The sequence below is a fragment of the Actinomadura luteofluorescens genome, assembly GCF_013409365.1.
Lineage (GTDB): Bacteria > Actinomycetota > Actinomycetes > Streptosporangiales > Streptosporangiaceae > Spirillospora > Spirillospora luteofluorescens.
Window position 1 is genome coordinate 1,526,955 of the sequence record NZ_JACCBA010000001.1, and the last position, 20,646, is coordinate 1,547,600.

The 20,646-nt window shown below is 74.7% G+C and carries 16 protein-coding genes; 7 read left to right on the plus strand and 9 right to left on the minus strand.

All coding sequences use genetic code 11. The annotated features are described in order from the left end of the window. Positions 1-73: 73 nt before the first annotated feature. Complete coding sequence (locus BJY14_RS06810; RefSeq protein ID WP_179842828.1) at positions 74-1,903, minus strand: hydantoinase B/oxoprolinase family protein; 1,830 nt, start codon at positions 1,901-1,903, stop codon at positions 74-76. Next, positions 1,900-3,939, minus strand: a complete 2,040-nt coding sequence (locus BJY14_RS06815; protein WP_179842829.1) for a hydantoinase/oxoprolinase family protein — start codon at positions 3,937-3,939, stop codon at positions 1,900-1,902. The genes BJY14_RS06810 and BJY14_RS06815 overlap by 4 nt, the downstream gene beginning before the upstream one ends. Before the next feature lie 143 nt (positions 3,940-4,082). On the opposite strand from BJY14_RS06815, the gene BJY14_RS06820 reads away from it, so the two are divergent. Beyond that, a complete protein-coding gene (locus BJY14_RS06820) occupies positions 4,083-4,457 on the plus strand; it encodes an FKBP-type peptidyl-prolyl cis-trans isomerase (RefSeq protein WP_179833837.1) in 375 nt (124 codons plus the stop codon). Between the two features lie 70 nt (positions 4,458-4,527). Here BJY14_RS06820 and BJY14_RS06825 read toward each other — a convergent pair whose 3' ends face one another. After that, the gene (locus BJY14_RS06825; protein ID WP_179842830.1) at positions 4,528-5,163 is read right to left on the minus strand and encodes an SRPBCC family protein; all 636 of its coding nucleotides are present in this window, start codon (positions 5,161-5,163) and stop codon (positions 4,528-4,530) included. 241 nt (positions 5,164-5,404) lie between these two features. On the opposite strand from BJY14_RS06825, the gene BJY14_RS06830 reads away from it, so the two are divergent. Beyond that, positions 5,405-6,250 (plus strand): polysaccharide deacetylase family protein, encoded by an 846-nt coding sequence (locus BJY14_RS06830; protein ID WP_179842831.1) that lies wholly within the window; start codon positions 5,405-5,407, stop codon positions 6,248-6,250. A gap of 175 nt (positions 6,251-6,425) precedes the next feature. Here BJY14_RS06830 and cutA read toward each other — a convergent pair whose 3' ends face one another. The 5 genes from cutA to BJY14_RS06855 form a co-directional block, all read right to left on the minus strand. Next, positions 6,426-8,840: an aerobic carbon-monoxide dehydrogenase large subunit gene (gene cutA / locus BJY14_RS06835; RefSeq protein ID WP_179842832.1), complete on the minus strand. Its 2,415-nt coding sequence runs from the start codon at positions 8,838-8,840 to the stop codon at positions 6,426-6,428. Beyond that, positions 8,841-9,326, minus strand: coding sequence for a (2Fe-2S)-binding protein (locus BJY14_RS06840; RefSeq protein WP_179842833.1), 486 nt, complete (start codon positions 9,324-9,326; stop codon positions 8,841-8,843). Beyond that, entirely contained in the window at positions 9,326-10,189 is an 864-nt protein-coding gene (locus BJY14_RS47155; RefSeq protein ID WP_179842834.1) for an FAD binding domain-containing protein, read from the minus strand. Before BJY14_RS47155 ends, BJY14_RS06840 begins: the two co-directional genes overlap by 1 nt. A gap of 44 nt (positions 10,190-10,233) precedes the next feature. Then, complete coding sequence (locus BJY14_RS06850; protein ID WP_179842835.1) at positions 10,234-11,712, minus strand: uracil-xanthine permease family protein; 1,479 nt, start codon at positions 11,710-11,712, stop codon at positions 10,234-10,236. 213 nt (positions 11,713-11,925) lie between these two features. Continuing rightward, entirely contained in the window at positions 11,926-13,692 is a 1,767-nt protein-coding gene (locus BJY14_RS06855; protein WP_179842836.1) for a PucR family transcriptional regulator, read from the minus strand. Positions 13,693-13,904: 212 nt separating this feature from the next. On the opposite strand from BJY14_RS06855, the gene BJY14_RS06860 reads away from it, so the two are divergent. The 5 genes from BJY14_RS06860 to BJY14_RS06880 all read left to right on the plus strand — a co-directional run bounded on the left by BJY14_RS06860 (position 13,905) and on the right by BJY14_RS06880 (position 20,069). Beyond that, the gene (locus BJY14_RS06860; RefSeq protein ID WP_312879035.1) at positions 13,905-14,825 is read left to right on the plus strand and encodes an oxamate carbamoyltransferase subunit AllH family protein; all 921 of its coding nucleotides are present in this window, start codon (positions 13,905-13,907) and stop codon (positions 14,823-14,825) included. Continuing rightward, on the plus strand, positions 14,822-16,291 hold the full coding sequence (locus BJY14_RS46420) for an AllF/FdrA family protein (RefSeq protein ID WP_179842838.1): 1,470 nt from the start codon (positions 14,822-14,824) through the stop codon (positions 16,289-16,291). Before BJY14_RS06860 ends, BJY14_RS46420 begins: the two co-directional genes overlap by 4 nt. After that, complete coding sequence (locus BJY14_RS06870; protein WP_179842839.1) at positions 16,288-17,736, plus strand: YlbE family protein; 1,449 nt, start codon at positions 16,288-16,290, stop codon at positions 17,734-17,736. The genes BJY14_RS46420 and BJY14_RS06870 overlap by 4 nt, the downstream gene beginning before the upstream one ends. A gap of 115 nt (positions 17,737-17,851) precedes the next feature. Then, positions 17,852-18,796, plus strand: a complete 945-nt coding sequence (locus BJY14_RS06875) for an aldose 1-epimerase family protein (RefSeq protein WP_179842840.1) — start codon at positions 17,852-17,854, stop codon at positions 18,794-18,796. A gap of 49 nt (positions 18,797-18,845) precedes the next feature. Next, a complete protein-coding gene (locus BJY14_RS06880) occupies positions 18,846-20,069 on the plus strand; it encodes a DUF6986 family protein (RefSeq protein WP_179842841.1) in 1,224 nt (407 codons plus the stop codon). Here the strand turns inward: BJY14_RS06880 and BJY14_RS06885 are convergent. Continuing rightward, entirely contained in the window at positions 19,999-20,640 is a 642-nt protein-coding gene (locus tag BJY14_RS06885) for a nucleotidyltransferase family protein (protein WP_179842842.1), read from the minus strand. The genes BJY14_RS06880 and BJY14_RS06885 overlap by 71 nt on opposite strands. Positions 20,641-20,646: the final 6 nt, after the last annotated feature.

Below are 20,646 nucleotides of genomic sequence, written 5' to 3' on the forward strand. Positions count from 1 at the left end.
GGTGTGAGTAGGCCATCCCCGCGCCGCAGAGCTGCACGAGGAGCACTCGAAGGAGTGCCAGGCCGGCGAGGGGTCAGGGGTCGAGGGAGTCGACGGCGGCGGAGGTGGCGCCGGCGGCGAGTCGCGGGTAGCCGGGGCCTCGGTCGAAGAACGGGACGGGGCCGCGTTCGGCGCGGAGGCGGGCGCGGAGGGTGTCGGTCGCTTCGGCGTCCACGGCTCCGTCCTTCAGGACGACGCCGTAGTCGTCGCGGGCGCCGGACAGGGAGACCTTGCCGTCGCGGACGTCGTCGGCCACGCGGGACGGGTCGCGGTTCAGCGGGTCGCCCCAGCCGCCCCCGCCCGTCGTGCGGATGCGGATGACCTGCCCTGCGCGGACGGGACGATCGTCGACGAGGCCGTCCATCTCCTCGCCGTCGATGTCGACGCGGAAGGGCCGTCCGGCGCGGCCGCCGTTGACGCCCCAGCACGAAAGGATGGAGCGGTCGGCGATCGACATGTAGTGGGCGTCGCGGAGCATCCGGATGTGCTTGTCGTAGCCGAGGCCGCCGCGGTACTCCCCCGGCCCGCCCGAGTCGACGGCGAGGCCGAGGCGTTCGACGACGAACGGCCAGCGGGCCTCGGCGAACTCGGCGGGGATGTTGCGGGAGTCGGGCACGACGTGGATGGTGTCCTCGCCGTCGGCGTAGTAGCGGCCGCCGGAGCCGCCGCCGAGCACCTCCCGCATCAGGTAGGGGCCGCGGTCGTCCTCGCCGTAGACGCCCGTGTAGCGGATCGTCTCCTGGTCGGCGGGCATGCGGCCGCCCGTCGCCTTGGCGAGCACGCCCGCGAGGACGCCGAGCAGCCGCAGGATGACGAACGTGCGGGCGTTGGTCGGGGCGGGGAAGACGGGCGTGAGCAGGGTGCCCTTCTCCGGGAAGCGCATCTCGATGAGCGGCACCACGCCCTCGTTGACGTCGAGTTCGGCGGCGCGCTCGGGGGTGTCGGCGAGGTTGCGCAGGACGGGCGCCAGCCACTTCTTCAGGAACACCCCGCCGGAGTAGTCGCCGGCGTGGTTGATGGGCCCCTTGGCCTGCGGGGACGTCCCGGTGAAGTCGATGACGAGGGGGACGGCGGCCGCCTTGTCGACCGTGAGCGTGATGCGCTGGGCGTGCAGGCGGGGCGGGTCGACGCCGTCGTGCTCGGCGTAGTCCTCCCACACGAACGTCCCGTCCGGGATCTTGGCGAGCAGCTCGCGGCGGAACGTCTCGGTGGTCCGGTCGATGATCGCGTCGAAGCAGGCCTCGACGGCGGCGCGGCCGTAGCGGGCGAACAGCTCGCCGAGGCGGCGGGCGCCCATCAGGCACGCCGAGCACTCGGCGTCCAGGTCGCCGGCGAGCGAGTCGGGCATCCGGGAGTTGCGGGTCATGATGGCCAGCGCAGCCCGGTTCGGCACGCCCCGGTCCCACAGCTTGATCGGCGGGACCATCAGGCCCTCCTCGAACGCGCTGCGGGCGTGGCTCGGCATGGACCCGGGGACCGCGCCGCCGATGTCGTCGTGGTGGCCGAACGCCTGGACGAACGCGACCACCTCGTCGTCGTGGAACACCGGGACCGTCACGCACAGGTCCGGCAGGTGCCCGATGCCGCCTTCGGACAGGTAGACGTCGTTGTGGAAGAACACGTCGCCGGGCCGCATCTCCTCCGGCGGGAAGTCGCGGGCGATCGGCTGGACGAGCGCCGAGTAGGACCGTCCGGTCAGCTTGCGCAGGCGGCGGTCGTGGATCCCGGCGCGGAAGTCGTGCGCGTCGCGGATCATCGGGGAGCGGGCGGTGCGGGCGATGGCCGTCTCGACCTCGCGCTCCACCGACGCCAGCGTCCCCTCGACGATCTCCAGCAGGATCGGGTCGGTCGCGGGGCCGGTCATCGGGTCACCACCAGATTGCCGTGGCCGTCGAGGGTCGCCGTGAAGCCGGGGTGCAGCGGGAGCGTCGAGCCGAACTCCTCGATGACGGCCGGGCCTGCGACGGCGTCGCCGGGCGCGAGTTTCTCGCGCCGGTAGACGGCCGTCTCCTCCCAGGCGTCGAAGTAGACGGTCCGGGTGCCGGTGCGGGCCCGTGACGGGTCGCCGTCCCCGGGTGGACGCTCGGCCGGCCGCGGCCGTTCGATGGGTCCTATGCCGGAGACCCGTAGGTTGACCCATTCGACCGGATGGTGTGGGTCGTCCCGGTAGCAGTAGCCGTAGAGGGCCTCGTGGGCGTCGTGGAAGCGGCGGACGACCTCGGCGCGCAGCCCCTCGTCCGGAGGCCCGGCGGGGGCCGCGACCCGCACCTCGAACGCCTGCCCGTAGTAGCGCAGGTCGGCGGACCGGGCGAAGCGGCGGCGGTCCTCGGGGAACCCCTCGCGGGCCAGGGCCCCGGCGGCCTCGGCTTCGAGGTCGGCGTAGACGCCGGCGAGCAGCGCCGGGTCCAGTTCGGCGTCGCGAACGACGCGGGTCCGGACGTAGTCGTTCTTGACGTCCACCGTGAGCAGCCCGAACGCCGACAGGTTGCCGGGGTTCTCCGGGACGACGGCGGCGGGCAGGCCGAGGACGTCGAGCAGCCGGCACGCCAGCAGGGGCCCGGAGCCGCCGAACGCGACGAGCGGGTAGTCGCGCACGTCCAGGCCGCGCTTCACGGTGATCTGCCGGATGGCGTTGGCCTGGTTCCACGCGGAGATCTCCAGGATCCCGGCGGCGGCGCGCTCGACCGGCATGCCGAGTTCCGCGGCGAGGGCCGCGAGGCCCCGGCGGGCGGCGTCCACGTCCAGCGGCACCTCGCCGCCCAGCAGGTGCGGCGGGACGCGGCCGAGGACGGCGTGCGCGTCGGTCACCGTGACCTCGGCGCCGCCGCGCCCGTAACACAGCGGCCCGGGGTCGGCCCCGGCGCTGCGCGGCCCGACCTTCAGCGCGCCCTCGGGCGAGCGCCACGCGACCGATCCGCCGCCCGCGCCGACGGTCACGATGTCGATCATCGGGATCTTGACGGGATGGCGGCCGATCGACCCCTCGGTGGTGAGGGTCGGCTCGCCGTCCAGGACGACCGCGACGTCGGTGGACGTCCCGCCGCCGTCCAGCGTCACCACCGAGCCGTGACCGCTGCGCGCGACGACGAACGCCGCGCCGAGCGCCCCGGCCGCCGGGCCGGACAGCACGGTCGTGATCGGCTGCCGCGCCACCTCGTCCGCCGACAGCACGCCGCCGTTGCTCTTCATCACCAGCAGCCGGGACGCGGCGCGCTCGGCGATCCGCGCGAGGTAGCCGTTCATCGCGGGCTTGACGGCGGCGTCGACGAGCGTCGTGACCGACCGCTCGTACTCGCGGTACTCGCGCAGCACCTCGCACGACAGCGACACGACGGCGCCCGGATGCTCGCGGGCGAGGACGTCCCGCATCGCGAGCTCGTGGGACGGGTCGGCGTAGGAGTGCAGGAGGCACACCCCGATCGCGAGAACGCCCTGGTCGCGGAACCAGCGGGCCGCCGCGACGGCCGACTCCTCGTCGAACGGGCGCAGCTCGGCGCCGGTGTGGTCGAGGCGCCCGCCGACCGCCCGCACCCGGTGCGCGGGGACGATCCGCGGCGGCTTCACCCAGAAGTAGCTGTTGCCGTAGCCGTCCGGGACGCTCTGCCTGGCGATCTCCAGGATCGACTCGAAGCCCTCGGTGGTGACGAGCCCGAGATCGTCGATCCGGTCCTCCAGGAGCCGGTTCGTCGCGACCGTCGTGCCGTGCGACAGCGCCGCGACGTCCCGCGGCTCCGCGCCGGCCAGCCGGAGGATCTTGGCGACGCCGTCGGCGAACCCCTCGGCCGGGTCGGCGGGCGTCGAGGGCGTCTTGGTGGTGACGAGGGCCCCGTCCCCGTCCAGCGCGACGACGTCGGTGAACGTCCCGCCCGTGTCGATGCCGATCCGCAGCCGCCTCACCATGCCCAGAGGTCTACCGGACGCCGGCCACCTGCGAAACCGTCGCAATCTGCCAACGGGAGCGGCGTACTTTCGTGACCCGGGTGCGGATAGGCTGAGCAGCTCTGTTCTGTCCTCACATCTGACGAGACCGCTGGAGCCCGTTCATGGCGCTTGAACGCCCCGAGATCGACTTCCCCGAGGGCCAGCCGCCCGCCTACCTCGACATCACCGACATCACCGAGGGCGACGGCCCGGAGGCCGTCAAGGGCTCGCAGGTGTCGATGCACTACGTCGGCGTGTCGTGGTCGACCGGTGAGGAGTTCGACGCGTCCTGGAACCGCGGCGGCACGCTGGACTTCGAGCTCGGCTCCGGCCGGGTCATCAAGGGCTGGGACATGGGCATCGCCGGGATGAAGGTCGGCGGACGCCGCAAGCTCGTCATCCCGCCGCACCTGGCCTACGGCGACCGCAGCCCGAGCCCCGCCATCAAGCCCGGCGAGACGCTCATCTTCGTCGTCGACCTGGTCGGCGTCAGCTAGCCGCCTCCGACGGCGGGCGCCCTGGAGAACGCTCCGGGGCGCCCGCCGTCGCCGTTCCCGGGCGGGCCCGTCAGCGGGAGCGGCGGCCGATGAGGTAGCCGACGGCGACGCCCGCCAGGGCGACCGCGCCGCCGGTACCGAACGCGACGGCCATCGGGAGCCATACCGGGGACGGGGCCTCGGCGGCGGCGCGTCCCGGGTACACGGTCCCGGCGGGTGCGGCCGGGCCGGCGGTCACCGGCTCCGGTGCCGGGGCCAAGGCCGGGGCCGGGGCCGTGAGGTCGCGTTCGACGGCGGCGAAGAACTCTCCGGCGGTGCGCTTGGCGACGCTGCCGAGCATCCGCTGCCCGACGCCACCGACCATCCCGCCGACGACCGCGTCGGCGTCGTAGTCGACGCGGGTCGCGCCGTCGCCGTCCGACAGCCGGACGCGGACCGTGGCGTCGACCGTGCCGGGCGCGCCCTGGCCGCGGGCGCGCAGCACGAACGAGCGCGGCGGGTCGGGGTCGGCCAGCTCGACCTGCCCCACGTAGGTGCCCTGGATCGACGCGACGCCCGCGGTGACCGTCATGCGGTAGGTGCCGTCCCCCGTCTCCTCCAGGGAGCGGCACCCGGGGATCGTCCTCGCCAGCACGGCCGGGTTCTGGAGCGCGTCCCAGACGCGGTCGAGCGGCGCGGCGACGCTGGCACTGCCGGTGAGCTGCATGACCCGACTTTAGAGAACCCCGCCGCCTCCCCGAACGGCAACTTCTGCCGAGTACACGCCGAGGATTGGGCAGATGCACCCCCGAGGGCTCTGGGAATGGTCAGATATGTCCGCCAGGTTGCGCGCGGCGGCGAACCCCGGTCGCCGCTCGCGCGTCAACCGATGCGGACCCACTGCAGGCCCCTGAGAACTGCACCTCCCCGGGAACTGCAGACCCCCGAGCGAACGGAGTACGCGGCCGATGCCAGGGAAGACGCCCGTGATCGCCATGGTCGCCGCCGGAGTGTTCGGCGTGGCCGCGGGCGGCTGGCCCGTCGTGACCGCCGGGCTGGGCGGCGAGTCCGGCCCGTCCATGCGCACGCAGCTGGCCTCCGTGCTCGACGACCAGCGGTGGGCGACGCCCAAGCCCGGGTCGTGGACGATGCCGCAGCCCGCCGCGAACGGCCTGCCGCCCGTCATCAAGCAGATCCAGACGCAGGAGCGCGTGGTCTTCCTGACCATCGACGACGGCTACACCTACGACTCGGAGTTCGTGAACCTCGTCCGCAAGGAGAAGGTCCCCATCCTGACGTTCCTGACCTCCACCTACATCAAGGGGCAGGGGCAGTACTTCTGGGCCATGCGCAACGCGGGCTCGCCGATGGAGAACCACACCGTCGACCACCCCAACATGGCGACGCTGGGCGCCGCGGCGCAGAAGAAGCAGATCTGCGACTCCTCCGACGCCATCCAGAAGCAGTACGGGCACCGGCCGCAGATCTTCCGGCCCCCGTTCGGCAGCTACAACCAGACGACCTTGCAGGTCGCCAAGGAGTGCGGCATCAAGTCGGTGCTGCTGTGGTCGGCGGAGTTCTACAACGGCACCTCCGGGCCCGGCGTCGGCTACAACGGCTTCGCGCGCGCCGACGGCGCCAAGGGGTTCAAGCCCGGCGACATCATCCTCATGCACTACCGCAAGGGCCTCGCCCAGGAGTTCCAGATGATCCTCGGCTGGATCAGGCAGGCGGGCTTCCGGCCCGCCGCCGTGCAGAACTACCTTCCGCGGTCGCTCGGCGGAAATGCCCCTGACCAGCCGTCCCACGCCTGAAACCGACCTTCCCGGAGGAAACCCGGTTGAGCGGGAGGCCGGGACGATCTGTGCCTAAGGTCAACACGCTGGCGGGGCCGAGGTCCCCTGCTTTCCCGAGCCGGCCCCGCCAGCCATCGACCGAGGCCCGTACGGGGAACCGCCCCTGGAAGAGGGCGCGGAAACAGGCGCCGCCTCAGGTGACGTCGGCGGCCTCGCGGACGCGCAGCGACGGGTCGTCCGCGGCGCGCAGCCGGAGCGTGTACAGCTCGTCCGGTGACAGCGGCATCGCGTCCACCCGCAGGCCCTCCGCGTCCTCGACCGCCGACGCGATCACCGCCGACACCGGAATGACGCCGGCCTCCCCCGCCCCCTTGATGCCGAGCGGGTTCAGCGGCGACGGCGTCTCCAGGTGGTCGGTCTCGATGCGCGGGACCTCCGTCGCGTACGGCATCAGGAAGTCCATGAACGAGGCGTTGAGCAGCTGCCCCGACTCGTCGTACACCATCCGCTCGTACAGCGCGCCGCCGACGCCCTGCGCGACGCCGCCGTGGATCTGGCCCTCCACCACCATCGGGTTGATGAGCCGCCCGCAGTCGTGCACGACCGCGTACCGCAGGATCGCGACCTCGGCCGTGTCCGGGTCGACCTCCACGATCGCGGCGTGCGCGCCGGAGGAGAACGTCGAGCGCACCGGCGAGTAGTAGTCGCGGCCCTCCAGGCCGGGCTCGTCCCCGGGCGCGACGGGCGGTTCGGTGACCGGGCGCCCCACCGCGAACTGCGTCGCCGCCGCGGCCTCCTCGTCGAACGCGTACCGCAGCGGGTTGGACAGCACCGCCACCGTCCGCAGCGGGACGGCCGCCGACCGGTCGCCGCGCACGTGCACGACCCCGTCGGTGATCTCCAGGTCCTCCGGGTCGGCCTCCAGGGCCTCCCCCGCGATGCGCAGCGCCTTGCCGCGGACCTTGCGGCACGCCAGCGCGATCGCGTTGCCGCTCATCACGGCCGCGCGGGACGCGAACGTCCCGACCGCGTACCCGAACCGCCGGGTGTCGCCCGTCGTGACGTGCACGTCCTCGATGGGGACGCCGAGCTCGGCGGCGGCGATCTGCGCGAACACGGTCTCGTGGCCCTGGCCTTGCGAGGTGAGCCCGGTCGACACGTGCACCCGCCCCGCGGTGTCGATCTCGACGTGCCCGCCCTCGTAGGGGCCGACGCCCGTGCCCTCCACGTAGACGCCGAGGCCGACGCCGATGCGGCGGCCCCGGGACGCGGCGGCGGCGCGCTCGGCCTCGAAGCCGTCCCAGCCGATCAGCTCGCGCGCCTTGCGGAGCAGCTCCGGGTAGTTCCCCGAGTCGTAGATGAGCGGGCGGCCGTCCTGGAACGTCAGGCCCTGGTCGTAGGGGAACTCGTCCGGCTGGATGAAGTTGGCGGCGCGCACGTCGGCGCGGTCGCGGCCGAGATGGCGGGCGATGCGGTCCATCGTCCGCTCCATGCAGAACACCCCTTGCGGGCGGCCCGCGCCCCGGTACGGGGTGACGATGAGGGTGTTGGTGTAGAGGCTGACGACCTCCGCCCGGTACGCGCCGATCCTGTAGGGGCCGAGGAGCTGGGTGGAGGTGACGATCGGGATGATGATCCCGTACGGGGTGTAGGCGCCGTGGTCGTGCAGGATCCGCACGTCCAGGCCGAGGACGCGGCCCTCGCCGTCGAAGCCGACCCGCACGTCCTGCAGCTGCCCGCGCTCGTGCGCGGCGGAGACGAAGTGCTCGCGGCGGTCCTCGGTCCACTTGATCTCGCGGTCGAGCAGCCGCGCCGCCCACGGCACGAGGACCTCCTCCGGCCACGGGTGGACGATCTTCACGCCGAAGCCGCCGCCGACGTCCGGCGCGATCACCTCGACCTTCCCGTTGGGCAGCCCGAGCCGCGCCGCGATCGCCGCCCGCACGCTGGTGGACGCCTGCGTCGAGGAGTACACGCGCAGCGACCCGTCGTCGGCGTCCCAGCGCGCGTAGACGCCGCGGCCCTCCAGGGGCATGGACGCGCTGCGCTCGATGGAGAGCCGGAACTCCAGCACGTGCGGCGCGGCGTCGATCGCGGCGGCGGCGTCGCCGTTCTCCTGGACCAGGACGGCGCCCACGTTGCCGGGGACGTCGTCGTGGACCAGGTGCTCGGCGCGCTCCGCCGTCCCGATGCCGACGACGGGCGGCAGCGGCTCGTACTCGACGCGGATGCGCTCGGCGGCGTCCTCGGCCAGGTAGCGGTCGCGGGCCACGACCATCGCGACGGGCTCGCCGACGTGCCGGACGACGTCGCGGGCGAGCGGGTACCCGGTGCGGCCGTGGGTCAGCGCGGGGTGCGGGATGAGGAGCGGCAGCGGGTCGCCGACCTTCCCGGGCAGGTCCTCCCAGGTGTAGACGGCGACGAGGCCCTCGACGTCGAGCGCCTCCGACACGTCGATGTCGACGATCCGCGCGTGCGCGTGGGGGGAGCGCACGAACGCCGCCGCGAGCGCGTCGCGCCCGAGGTCGTCGAGGTAGCGGCCGCGCCCGGTGAGGAGCCTGCCGTCCTCGCGCCGCTCGACCGGTTCACCGAACACCCGCGTGCCCATTCACGTCTCCTCGGTGAGCAGGTCGGCGGCGCGGTGCACCGACTTGACGATGTTCTGGTACCCGGTGCAGCGGCACAGGTTCCCCGAGATCCCCTCCAGGACCTGGTCCTCCGTCGGGCGCGGCGTCTCCCGCAGCAGCGCCGTGACGGTGCACAGGAAGCCCGGCGTGCAGAACCCGCACTGCAGCCCGTGGCACTCGCGGAACGCGCGCTGCACCGGCGACGGCGTCCCGTCCGGCTCGGCGAGCCCCTCGACGGTGGTGACCTCGTGGCCCGCGGCGGTGACGGCGAGCATGAGGCACGACCGCACCGGCTCCCCGTCGAGCAGGACGGTGCAGCAGCCGCAGACGCCGTGCTCGCAGCCGACGTGCGTGCCGGTGAGCCCGAGGTCGTGCCGGAGCAGGTCCGACAGCAGCCGCCGCGCCGGGACGCGGGCCGCGCGGTGCGTCCCGTTGACGGTCAGGGCGACCTCGAAGCTCTCGGCCATCAGTCCTCCGCCCGCCGCAGCGCCTCGGCCGCGGCCGCGTTCAGGGCGCGCTCGGCGAGCACGCCGGTGAGGTGGCGCCGGTAGGCGGCGCCCGCGTGGATGTCGGGCTCGGGGTCGATCCGCTCCCGGACGTGGGCGGCCGCCGCCGCCCAGTCGCCCCGGGACCCGGCGGCGCCGGTCAGGTCGAGGACGAGCGGCACCGGCGCGATGCCGAGGAAGCCCGCCCGCACGGAGGCGACCCGTAGGTCCTCGTCGAGGCCGACGACGGCGGCGACGCCGCTGAGCGCGTAGTCGCCGTGCCGGCGCGCCGTCTCGGCGAACGCGGAGCCGGTGCGGGGCGGCGCGGCCGGGAAGAACGCCGAGACGGCCAGCTCGCCGGGCTCCAGCGCCGACTCCAGCGGCCCGAGGAAGAACGCCTCGGCCGCGATGGTGCGCCGGCCCCGCACGGACGCCGCCTCGACCGTCCCGCCGAGGACGGCCAGCACCGCGGGCATCTCGGCGGCGGGATCGGCGTGCGCGAGGCTGCCGACGACCGTCCCCCGGTTGCGGATCACCGGGTGCGCGACGTGCCGGAGCGCCCGGCCGAGCAGCGGCTGCACGGCCGCCGCCTCCGCCGAGCGCTCCACCCGCGCGTGCCGGGCGAGCGCGCCGATCCGCACGCCCTGGTCGCCGACGTGCAGCGCGTCCAGCTCCGCGACGCGGTTGACGTCGACGAGGGCAGGCGGCGCGGCCAGCCGCATGTTCAGCAGCGGGATGAGGCTCTGCCCGCCCGCGAGGACCTTCCCGCCTGGCGTGGCGGCCAGCGCGTCCAGGGCTTCGCCGAGGGTGCGCGGCGCGTGGTAGCCGAACGGAGGTGGTTTCACCGCGCCGCCCTGTCAGCTCGCATCACTGTCGGCTCACATCCCGGTCAGCTCGCATCGCTCCTCGGTGTACCCGTTTCGGGCGGCTCGTGTCCGGAGTGCCTGACGGGGCCGCCGATCTCCTCCTCCGCCGGGGCGATGACGCCGCCGCCGGTGTCCTCCGGCCGGCGCAGCACGTTCAGGACGTGGTAGCCGAGCAGGACGGCGATGGTACCGAGCGCGATGCCCTGCAGCGGGAAGTCGTCGGTGATCTGGAGTGTCACGTTCCCGATCGCCAGGATGATCGCGGCCGCCACCGGGACGAGGTTGACCGGGTCGGCGAAGTCGACCCGGTTCTCGATCCAGATCTTGGCGCCGAGCAGCCCGATCATCCCGTAGAGGACGACGGTGATGCCGCCGAGGACGCCGCCCGGCGTCGCGGCGACGAGGGCCCCGAACTTCGGGCACAGCCCGAACAGGATCGCCACGACCGCGGCGACGAGGTAGGCGGCCGTCGAGTAGATCCGCGTCGCGGCCATGACGCCGATGTTCTCGGCGTAGGTGGTGGTGGGCGAGCCGCCCACGGCGGTGGCGAGGGCGGTGCCGACGCCGTCGGCGGCGATGGCCCGGCCGAGGACCGGGTCCAGGTCGTCGCGCGTCATCGCGGCGACGGCCTTGACGTGCCCGGTGTTCTCCGCGATCAGCGCGATGACGGCGGGCAGCGCCAGCAGGATCGCCGAGGTCTTGAAGTCCGGGGCGTGCAGGTCGGGGAAGCCGAACCAGTCGGCGGCCCTGACTCCGGAGAAGTTCACCCGCTCGTGCGGGAACGCGGTGGCGACGCAGTAGGGGCCCTCGGCCGCGCACGGCTTGCCCGCCCCGTCCAGCAGGTTCTGGCCCGGCAGCACGGAGGTGATCTTGCCCGCGGTGGCGTCGAGGAGCCACGACAGGACGAAGCCGAACACCAGCGCCAGCAGGATCGTGATCCGCGCCCAGAACCCTCGCAGCAGCACCGCGCAGAGCACCGCGAACGCCAGCGTCGCCAGCGCCACCCACTGGTCCTGCGGCCAGTACACGGTGGCGACGACCGGGGCCAGGTTGAAGCCGATCAGCATGACCACGGCGCCGGTCACCACCGGGGGGAACACCCTGTGGATGACGTCGCCGCCCACGACGTGGATGAGCACGCCGACCGCCGCGAGCACCAGTCCCGCGACGAAGATCGCCCCGGTGACGGTGGCGCTGTCGCCGCCCGCCGCGCGGATCGCCGCGACCGCGCCGACGAACGAGGCGCTCGTGCCGAGGTAGCTCGGCACCCGGCCGCCCACGATGAGCAGGAACAGGATCGTCGCGATCCCCGACATCATGATCGCCAGGTTGGGGTCCAGGCCCATCACGATCGGGAACACGAACGTCGCCCCGAACATCGCCACCACGTGCTGGGCGCCGATGCCCGCGGTCCGCGGCCACGACAGCCGCTCGTCCGGCCGCACGACCTCCCCGGGCGGCGGCGTCCTGCCGTCCCCGTGCAGCTTCCAGCCGATCACCATCGGGGGTCCTCCTGCTCAGCCGGCCGCGTTCCCGCGGGCCATTCATGCGGGCAAGGTAGATCTACCCTGCCCGGCGGACATCGGCGACTTCTGCCAAACCCCGCGTCCAGGATTGGGAGGACCGGCCGGTGCGCCGGCGGGCCGATCTGGGACGACGGCCCTCCGGGCGCTCCGGTGCGGCGTCCCGGGGCCACCGGGACGCCGGCGCTACCCTCAGATACCCCGCATGCGCAGCACGTGAAGGGCGAGGGTGAGGTTGAGCCGCAGATGAGCGTCTTCGGTGAACGCTCCGAGCATCCGTTCCAGCTTCCCGATGCGGTACCGCAGCGTGTTGTAGTGGAAGTGCAGCCGGCGCGCCGTCTCGGCGACGTTGAGGTTGGTCTCCAGCAGCACCTGGAGGGTGCGGCGCAGGTCCACCAGCTCCGGCTCGTCGTCGGCGGCGAGGTCGCCCAGCGTCTCGCGGACGAACGCGTGCAGCTCCTCGGGGTCGGAGACGAGGCTCAGCAGCCGGTACACGCCGAGCTGGTCGAAGTGCGCCCGCGCGCCCGCGCCGTTGAGCTGGCGGCCGACCCGCACGGCCTTCACCGCCTGCTCGTAGGCCTCGGGCAGCGCGGCCGGCGAGGTCACCGTCCGGCTGATGCCGGTGGAGAACGTCCGCCGCACCGGCAGGTGCTCGGCGAAGATCGACGAGGCCTCCTTGACCATCGCCTGGACCGGGCCCGCCGTCCACTCGGCGGGGTCGTCGCCCTCGGCGCCGACGATCGCGACGACCTCGTGGGCGAAGCTCGCGACGGCCGCGCCCCGGTCGTGCCGCCGGACGGCCGTCGTCCACGCGGCCGCGAGCCGCTCCTGCGCGGCCCGCTCCTCGGCGCCGCGGACACCGCGCGGGCCGCCGTCGGGCTCCGCCGCCGCCTTGCCGCGGGCCTTGCCCTCGGCGTCCTGGGCGACGGCTCCGCGCGGGCGCCCGTCCAGCTCGGCGACGACCACCATCATCGGGCGGTCCAGGTCCCAGCCGAACCCGCCGCAGTGCGCGACGATCCGGTCGTCGCCGCCCGCGCGTCCCGCGAGGATGTCGCGCAGGAAGTCGGCGCGGTACTTGCTCTCCACGGCCGCGACGGCCTGCTGCTTGGTCACCACGAGCGCGGCGACGGTCGCGGCGCGCTCCAGGATGCCGAGGTCGGTGCCGCGCAGGGTGCCGGCGGGGCTGAACGCGACGATCCGGCCGTGGTCGAAACCGCCCGCCATCACCGGCACGACCAGGTGGTCGCCGGTGCCGTGCGCGCCGATGATGCCGCAGCCGCCGCGGCCGCACGCCGCGTGCCGGCCCGCGTCGAAGGCCCGCATCGCCTGGACGTGCTCGTCGGGGCCGGCGCCCGCGAGCGCCCGCTGCTCGCCGTCCAGCACCACGACCGCCACGTCCAGCAGCGTCGCGACCTCGTCCACGACCTCCTGGAGGCCGCCGCCGCACAGCACGATCTGCACGAGCGCCCGGTGCACCTCCTCGGTGCGGGCGAGGACGGCCGCCTGCCGGTTCAGGATGTCGGTCAGCACCTGGTTCAGGATGTCGTCGAAACCGACGTCGTTCGGGAGCAGGATCAGGGGGAAGCCGCGCCGGTCCGCCTGCGCGATCATCTCGGCGGGCAGCGAGTCCAGGTAGCGGCCGAGCTTGATGGCGAGGGCGGCCAGGCCGCGCTCGTCCAGGTCCGACACCAGGTTGTCGAGGGACTGGGGGGTGTTGCGGAGGGGGTAGCCGGTGGTCAGCAGCAGTTCGTTCGGTTTGACCCACGACAGGATGTCGGGGACCTCCATCACGTTCAGCCGCTGGACGACGCGTTCGAGTCCGGCTCGTCCGGCGATGAGGCGGGCGCCGTTCAGGGTGCTGACGCCGAGGACCTCGCCGACCGAAAGGCCGTAGGTCAGTGTTCCGGTACTCGCGAGCCGGAGGGCCGGTGGGCCCGGGTCCGCAGTGGTGTAACTCATGCCAGGGGTCACCTCGCCTTTTGGTGCGTACATCGCCCGTGACGGCGTGATCGCTACCGATTCCTGATCAACACTGACAACAAAGACGAACGATGACAACCATCCTTGGCAGAATTCTCCATACGTCCGGTGCCGGGCCCGTTCTACCGTCATGCCGGAGGCCGGGCCGCCCGCACGCCGTGCGGCCGCCGACACCGGCCTCGGGAGGATCCGTGACCGCTCTCGTCCGCGACCCGATCCGGCTCCCGGCCCGTCCCACCGGACGGCCCCCCGCCGCAGGCGCCGCGAGCCTCGCGCTGCGGCCGCTGCTCGACCCGCCGCGCCGCCCGGCCCGCGTCATCGCGGTGTTCCCGGCCGCGCTGTACCTGGAGATGCGGGGCGGCCCCGAGCCGCGCGTGCTCGCCGTCGTCACCTCCGACGCGGGACGCCTTCCGAACGCGGTGGTGGTCGTCGCCAGCCGCCGCGAGCACCCGTTCCGGTCCGTCCGCGAGGGCGCGGACGCGTTCGTCGGCGACGGCCGGATCGAGGCGGAGGGCCTCACCGTGCGCGTGCGCCGCTGGTGGGACCCCTCGCCCGCGCTCGGCGGGCTGCGCCCGGACGCGCTCGCCCTGGGCGTGCGCGCCCTGGAGGCCGAGCTGACCGCCGCGGGCGCGCTCACCGCCGCCGGGCCGTCGGGCGGCGGCCTCGCCGGGCATCCCGACCCGGACGCGCTGGCCGCCGCGTGCGCCGCCGGCGACCTCGCGGGCGCGGTGGAGGCGGCCGAGCGGATCGTCGGCCTCGGCCCCGGGCTGACCCCGACCGGAGACGACATCCTGTGCGGCCTGCTGGTCGCGCTGCGGCTGGTCGGCGGCGCCGTCCGGCACGGCGGGGCGGTGCGGCTGGCCGACTGGCTCGGCGCGGCCGTCACCGCCGACGCGGGCACCCGCACGACCGCGCTGGCCGCGACGCTGCTGCACTGCGCGGCGGCGGGCCACGCGGGCGCCGAGGTGGCCGCCGTCCTGCGCGGCGTCGCGGGGCACGAGCCGCCGCAGGCCGCCGTCCGCCGCCTGCTCGCGGTGGGCCACACCTCGGGCACGGACCTGGCGCACGGCGTCCTCGCCGGGTGCCGCGCCGCCCTCGGAGGGCGCGTATGAGGGACTGGGTCGAGGTGCGGCGGGGGGGCTACCACGATTCGGTCACGCTGATGCGGGTGAGCCGGCAACTGTCGGAGCGGCCGGACGTCGCCGGGGCCATGGTCGCGATGGGCACCGAGCTGAACCGCGAGATGTTCGGCCGCATGGGCTTCGCCGTGCCGGACGACGCCGGGCCCGACGACCTGGTCGTGGCGATCCGGGTCGAGGACGAGGGGCCGGACGGAACCGGGCTGGACGAGGCCAGGGGGGCGCTGGACGGGCTGCTGCGCGGGGCGTCCCGCCCGTCCGCGCGGGCGGGGGTGCTGGGGGAGCCTGCGCCGGCCAGGACGACCGGGGCCGCGGCGGCCCGCGGCGACGCGACCGTGGCGCTGCTGTCGGTGCCGGGGCCGTACGTCTTCCCCGAGGCGATGGACGCGCTGGACGCCGGCCTCAACGTGATGATCTTCAGTGACAACGTGCCGGTCGCGCAGGAGATCACGCTGAAGGAGGCGGCGGCGCGGCGCGGGCTGATCGTGATGGGCCCGGACTGCGGGACGGCCGTGGTCGGCGGCGCGGGCCTCGGGTTCGCCAACGCGGTGCGGCCCGGCCCGGTGGGCGTCGTCGCGGCGTCCGGGACGGGCGCGCAGCAGCTGATGTGCCTGCTGGACGCCGCGGGCACCGGCGTCAGCCACGTGCTCGGCGTCGGCGGCCGGGACCTGTCGCCCGAGGTGAGCGGACGGTCGGCGCTGGCGGCGCTGGCCGCGCTGGACGCCGACCCGGCCACCGAACTGATCGTGCTGGTGTCCAAGCCGCCCGCGCCGCAGGTGCTGGACCTGATCCGGGAGGCGGCGCGGCGCCTGGACACGCCCGTGGTGTTCGCGCTGCCGCTGCCCGGCGAGGACGACCTGACGCGGGCCGCGGAGAAGGCGCTGAGGGCGCTCGGCCGGCCCGTCCCGGCATGGCCGCGCTGGACCTCGCGGGGCGGCGCCGCGCCGGTGCCCGGCCGGGCGCTGCGCGGCCTGTTCGCGGGCGGGACGCTGCGCGACGAGGCCGAGATGATCGCGCGGGACGCGCTCGGCCGGGAGCTGGAGGCGCGCGGGCACCGGTTCACCGACTTCGGCGACGACGCCTACACGCGGGGCCGCGCGCACCCGATGATCGACCCGACGCTGCGCCTGGAGGCCCTGCGCGCCGAGGCCGCCGACGACGGCTGCGGCGTCCTGCTCCTGGACGTGGTGCTCGGGTACGGCGCCGAGCCCGATCCGGCCGCCGCGCTCGCCCCGGCCGTCGCCGCGGCGCTGCGGGACCGCCCCGGCCTCCGCGTCGTGGTGTCGCTGTGCGGGACGGCGGCCGACCCGCAGGACCGCGACCGGCAGGCCGTCGCGCTGTGCGAGGCGGGCGCCGACGTGTTCGCCTCCAACGCGCAGGCGACCCGGCACGCCCTCACGCTGGTGGACGGGTCGATCGTCGAAGGGACGCCCCGATGAGCGACCACCGCGACCCGAACCGCGACCCGAACCGTGCGCACCGGCTGGGCGGGCTGCTCTCCCGCGAGCCGAGCGTCGTCGCGACCGGCGTGGAGGTGCTCGCGAGCGCCCTCGCCGACCAGGCCGTCCCGGTGGAGGCCGTCGACTGGCGGCCGCCGCCCGCCGGGACGCGCGACGCGCTGGCGGCCGTCCTCGGCGCCCCCGGGCATGCCGAGGCCAACGCGCGGGCCGTCCAGCGGATGGTGACGGCGCGCCCGCACCTGGTGGACGTGCGCCCCGCGCGCGAGGTGCTCGGCCTGGAGCCGGGGACGTTCCTGCACGCGGGCCCGCCGCTGGACTGGGACCGCGCGTCCGGCCCGATGCGCGGCGCCCTCATCGGCGCGATGCTCCTCGAAGGGCTCGCCGAGACACCGCGCGGCGCCGAGCGCGAGCTGGAGCGCGGCGCGGCGGTGTTCGAACCGTGCCACCACCACGCCGCGGTCGGCCCGATGGCGGGCGTCGTCGCCCCGTCCATGTGGATGCTCGTGGTCGAGGACGCCGAGCACGGCGGGACCTCCTACTGCTCGCTCAACGAGGGCCTCGGGAAGGTCCTGCGGTACGGGGCGTACGGGCCGGAGGTGATCGAGCGGCTGGCGTGGATGGGCGAGGTGCTCGGCCCGGCGCTGCGGGAGGCCGTGCGGCGGCACGGGCCGGTCGACCTGATGGCGCTCATCGCGCAGGCCCTGCAGATGGGCGACGAGCTGCACAACCGCAACCGGGCGGCGACGTCGCTGCTGCTGCGCGAGCTGGCGCCCGCGCTCGCGGCGGCCGAGGAGGTGCCGAGGGCGCGGGCCGCCGAGGCGCTGAAGTTCGCGGCGGGCAACGACCACTTCTTCCTGAACGCGGGGATGGCGGCGGCGAAGGCGTGCGCGGACGCCGCGCGCGGCGTGCCGGGGTCCAGCCTCGTCGTGGCGATGGCCCGCAACGGCACCGACTTCGGCATCCAGGTGTCCGGGACGGGCGACCGCTGGTTCACCGGCCCCGCCGGCGTCCCCGACGGCCTCTACCTCGGCGGCTACGGCCCGGACGACGCCAACCCCGACATCGGCGACTCGGCGATCACCGAGACGGCCGGGATGGGCGGGTTCGCGCTCGCCGCCGCGCCCGCGATCGTCCGGTTCGTCGGCGGCGAGGTCCCGGACGCCGTCGCGGCGACGCAGCGGATGTACGAGATCACCCTCGCGGAGCACCCGGTGCTGCAGATCCCGCTGCTGTCGTTCCGCGGGACCCCGGTGGGCGTGGACGCCGCCCGCGTCGTCCGCACCGGGATCCTGCCCGTCATCGACACCGGCATCGCCGGGCGGGAGGCCGGCACGGGCCAGGTCGGCGCGGGTCTGGTCGAGCCGCCCGCGAACGTGTTCACCGACGCCCTGCACGCTCTCGCGGAGATCGCGCACACGCCCTAGCGACCCGCGGCGGCCGTCGCCGCAGGGCGTGACGGTCACGGCGAGGCGCAACCGGGCCGGCGGGCGCGGTCGTCGGCGGGAGGCCGGCTCGTCGGGGCGGGGTAACGTCGGCCGCATGAGCGAGTCGATCAACGGGGAGCGCGCCCGTTCCGGGGAGCGGTCCGCCCTGACGGGCGAGCAGTACGCCCTGAGCGCGGGGCCCTACCAGGCCGTCGTCACCGAGTCGGGCGCGAGCCTGCGCGAGCTGACCCGCGAGGGGCGCCCGCTGGTGCTGACGCACGGCGCCGACGAGCCGGCCCCCGCCGCGTTCGGGCACCTGCTGGTCCCGTGGCCGAACCGCGTCGACCGCGGACGCTACGAGTACGGCGGCGAGGAGCACCGGCTCGACGTGTCCGAGCCCGACCGCGACTGCGCGATCCACGGCCTCGTCCGCTGGGCGCCGTGGAGGGCCGCCGAGCACGAGCCCGACCGGGTGCGGCTCACGCACCGGCTGCTCGGCACGGCCGGGTACCCGTTCCGCCTCGACCTGGAGGCCGAGTACGCCCTCGACGCCGCCGAGGGGCTGCGCGTGCGGATGACCGCGCGCAACGCCGGGACGAGGACCGCCCCCTACGGCCACGGCGCGCACCCCTACCTGACGGTCGGCGAACCCATCGACGGCTGCACGGTCACGCTGGGCGCCGACCGGTACCTCCCGGTGGACGACCGGTTGATCCCGTCCGGACCGGCCGTGGACGTCACCGGCACCCGGTACGACCTGCGCGCCGGGCCCGTGTTCGGCGACCGGCGGATCGACAACGCGTTCGCCGAGCTCAACCGCGACGGCCGCGGCCGCACCTGGGTGACGCTGTCCGGAGGCGGCCGCACGGTCCGGCTCTGGGCCGACGAGGCGCACCCGTGGATGGAGATCTACACCGCCGACAACGCCCCGCGGCCGCGCTCGGGCCTCGGCGTCGAGCCCATGACGTGCCCGCCCAACGCGTTCGTGACCGGGGAGGGCGTCGTGGACCTCGAACCGGGCGCCGTGTTCAGCGGAACCTGGGGGATCCAGGCGTCCTGATCACGCGGGACGGTTCCCTAGCCGGTGGCGGTTGGGGGATCATTGCGGGGTGAACCTCAGCGTCTCCTCGTACGACGATCTGTCCGCGCGCATCGCCGCCGTCCGCGACGCCCACGGCGAGCGCTTCCCCGGCGGCGCGGAAGGCCGCCAGCCGGTCCACACGGTGTACGTCCCGGCGGACCGGTTCTCCCGCTCGACGCCCGCCGACTTCGGCGCCGAGGCGCTGCGGCTGCTCAACACCCACACGCCGGGCGCCGGGTCGTTCGGCGCGGCGTTCGGGCTCGATCCGGAACTCGCCGGGCCGGTGCGGGAGCGGGTCGCGGCGAAGCTGGCCGCCGAGCCGGTGGAGGACGTCCGGATCGACTTCGAGGACGGCTACGGGGTGCGCGACGACAAGGAGGAGGACGCCCACGTCGAGCAGGTCGTGGAGGCGGTCGGCGCCGCGTACCAGGTCAAGGGCCTGCCGCACTACTGGGGGCTGCGGGTCAAGTCGTTCGCCGACGGCGGCCACGAGCGCGCGATGCGGACGCTGGACGGGTTCCTGACCGCGCTGCGCGACCGGCTCGGCCGGCTGCCCGGCGGGTTCACCATCACCTTCCCCAAGGTGACCTCGATCGACCAGATCAAGCTGTTCGTGGAGTTCCTGGACCGGCTGGAGACCGCGCTCGGGCTGCCGCAGGGCATCCTGCGGTTCGAGATCCAGATCGAGACGCCGCAGGTGCTGATGGACGCCGTGGAGAACCGGATCGGCCTCCAGCCCTTCGTCACCGAGGCGCAGGGCCGCATCACCGCCGCCCACTTCGGCGTGTTCGACTACACCGCCGCGCTCGGGCTGCCGCCGCACGAGCAGCGGCTCGACCACCCCGCCTGCGACTTCGCCCGGCACATCATGCAGGTGTCGCTGGCGGGCACCGGGGTGCGGCTGTCGGACGGCTCCACCAACGTCATCCCCCGCAACGACGGGCCCGACGAGGTCAACGCCGCGTGGGCCGCGCACGCCGGGCACGTCAGGCACTCCCTGGCGCACGGCTTCTACCAGGGCTGGGACCTGCATCCCGCGCATCTGCCGAGCCGGTACGCGGCGGTGTACGCCTTCCACCTGAGCGGCGTCGACGACGTGATCGGAAGGGTCCGCGCCTGGCACGAGCAGGCGGCGGGGAACGCGAGCGGCGTCCTGGACGAGCCCGCCACCATCACGGCGCTCACCGCCCGGCTGCGCCGCGCGGTCGACTGCGGGGCGCTGGACGAGAGCGTCCTTCCCGCGGGCGGTTGAGCGCGGACAGGTCTTCCGGGGTGTCGATGTCGTCGGGCGCGGCGACGTCGTCGCACGGGACGGGCGTCACCAGCTCAGGGTGGGCGCGCAGGTAGCCGCGCGCCCCCTGGTCCCCGACCGCCGCCTCCGCTGCGCCGGCGAAATGCGCGGCGGCCAGCAGGACGGGGTTGCGCGGCGCTCCCGCGTAGGTGGCGACCGCGATGCCGGCGCCCTCCTCGAACGCGTCGACCAGCCGCCGCACGGCGGCGGGCGTCACCAGCGGCTGGTCGACCAGCGCGACGACCACGGCGGGGCAGCCGGGCGGCAGCGCGGCGAGCCCGGCGCGCAGGGACGAGCCCATGCCGTCGCGCCAGCCGGGGTTGGGCACCACGACGGCGCCGATGACCTCGATCGGCGCGGCGCCCGCCACCACCAGGACCGGGGAGCAGCCCCCGTCCCGCAGCGTGCGGACGCCGCGGTCGACGAGCCGCTCGCCGTCCAGCTCCAGCGTCGCCTTGGGGCGGCCGAGGCGGCGGCCCTCCCCCGCGGCGAGCAGCAGGCCGGCCGGGGACTCCTCACTGCGCAACGTCATCCCGCG

Excerpts from the sequence above, each read along its gene's own strand:
- BJY14_RS06810 (WP_179842828.1), bottom strand. The coding sequence starts at position 1,903 with ATGACCGGCCCCGCGACCGACCCGATCCTGCTGGAGATCGTCGAGGGG.
- BJY14_RS06815 (WP_179842829.1), bottom strand. The coding sequence starts at position 3,939 with ATGGTGAGGCGGCTGCGGATCGGCATCGACACGGGCGGGACGTTCACC.
- BJY14_RS06820 (WP_179833837.1), top strand. The coding sequence starts at position 4,083 with ATGGCGCTTGAACGCCCCGAGATCGACTTCCCCGAGGGCCAGCCGCCC.
- BJY14_RS06825 (WP_179842830.1), bottom strand. The coding sequence starts at position 5,163 with ATGCAGCTCACCGGCAGTGCCAGCGTCGCCGCGCCGCTCGACCGCGTC.
- BJY14_RS06830 (WP_179842831.1), top strand. The coding sequence starts at position 5,405 with ATGCCAGGGAAGACGCCCGTGATCGCCATGGTCGCCGCCGGAGTGTTC.
- cutA (WP_179842832.1), bottom strand. The coding sequence starts at position 8,840 with ATGGGCACGCGGGTGTTCGGTGAACCGGTCGAGCGGCGCGAGGACGGC.
- BJY14_RS06840 (WP_179842833.1), bottom strand. The coding sequence starts at position 9,326 with ATGGCCGAGAGCTTCGAGGTCGCCCTGACCGTCAACGGGACGCACCGC.
- BJY14_RS06850 (WP_179842835.1), bottom strand. The coding sequence starts at position 11,712 with ATGGTGATCGGCTGGAAGCTGCACGGGGACGGCAGGACGCCGCCGCCC.
- BJY14_RS06855 (WP_179842836.1), bottom strand. The coding sequence starts at position 13,692 with ATGAGTTACACCACTGCGGACCCGGGCCCACCGGCCCTCCGGCTCGCG.
- BJY14_RS46420 (WP_179842838.1), top strand. The coding sequence starts at position 14,822 with ATGAGGGACTGGGTCGAGGTGCGGCGGGGGGGCTACCACGATTCGGTC.
- BJY14_RS06870 (WP_179842839.1), top strand. The coding sequence starts at position 16,288 with ATGAGCGACCACCGCGACCCGAACCGCGACCCGAACCGTGCGCACCGG.
- BJY14_RS06875 (WP_179842840.1), top strand. The coding sequence starts at position 17,852 with ATGAGCGAGTCGATCAACGGGGAGCGCGCCCGTTCCGGGGAGCGGTCC.
- BJY14_RS06885 (WP_179842842.1), bottom strand. The coding sequence starts at position 20,640 with ATGACGTTGCGCAGTGAGGAGTCCCCGGCCGGCCTGCTGCTCGCCGCG.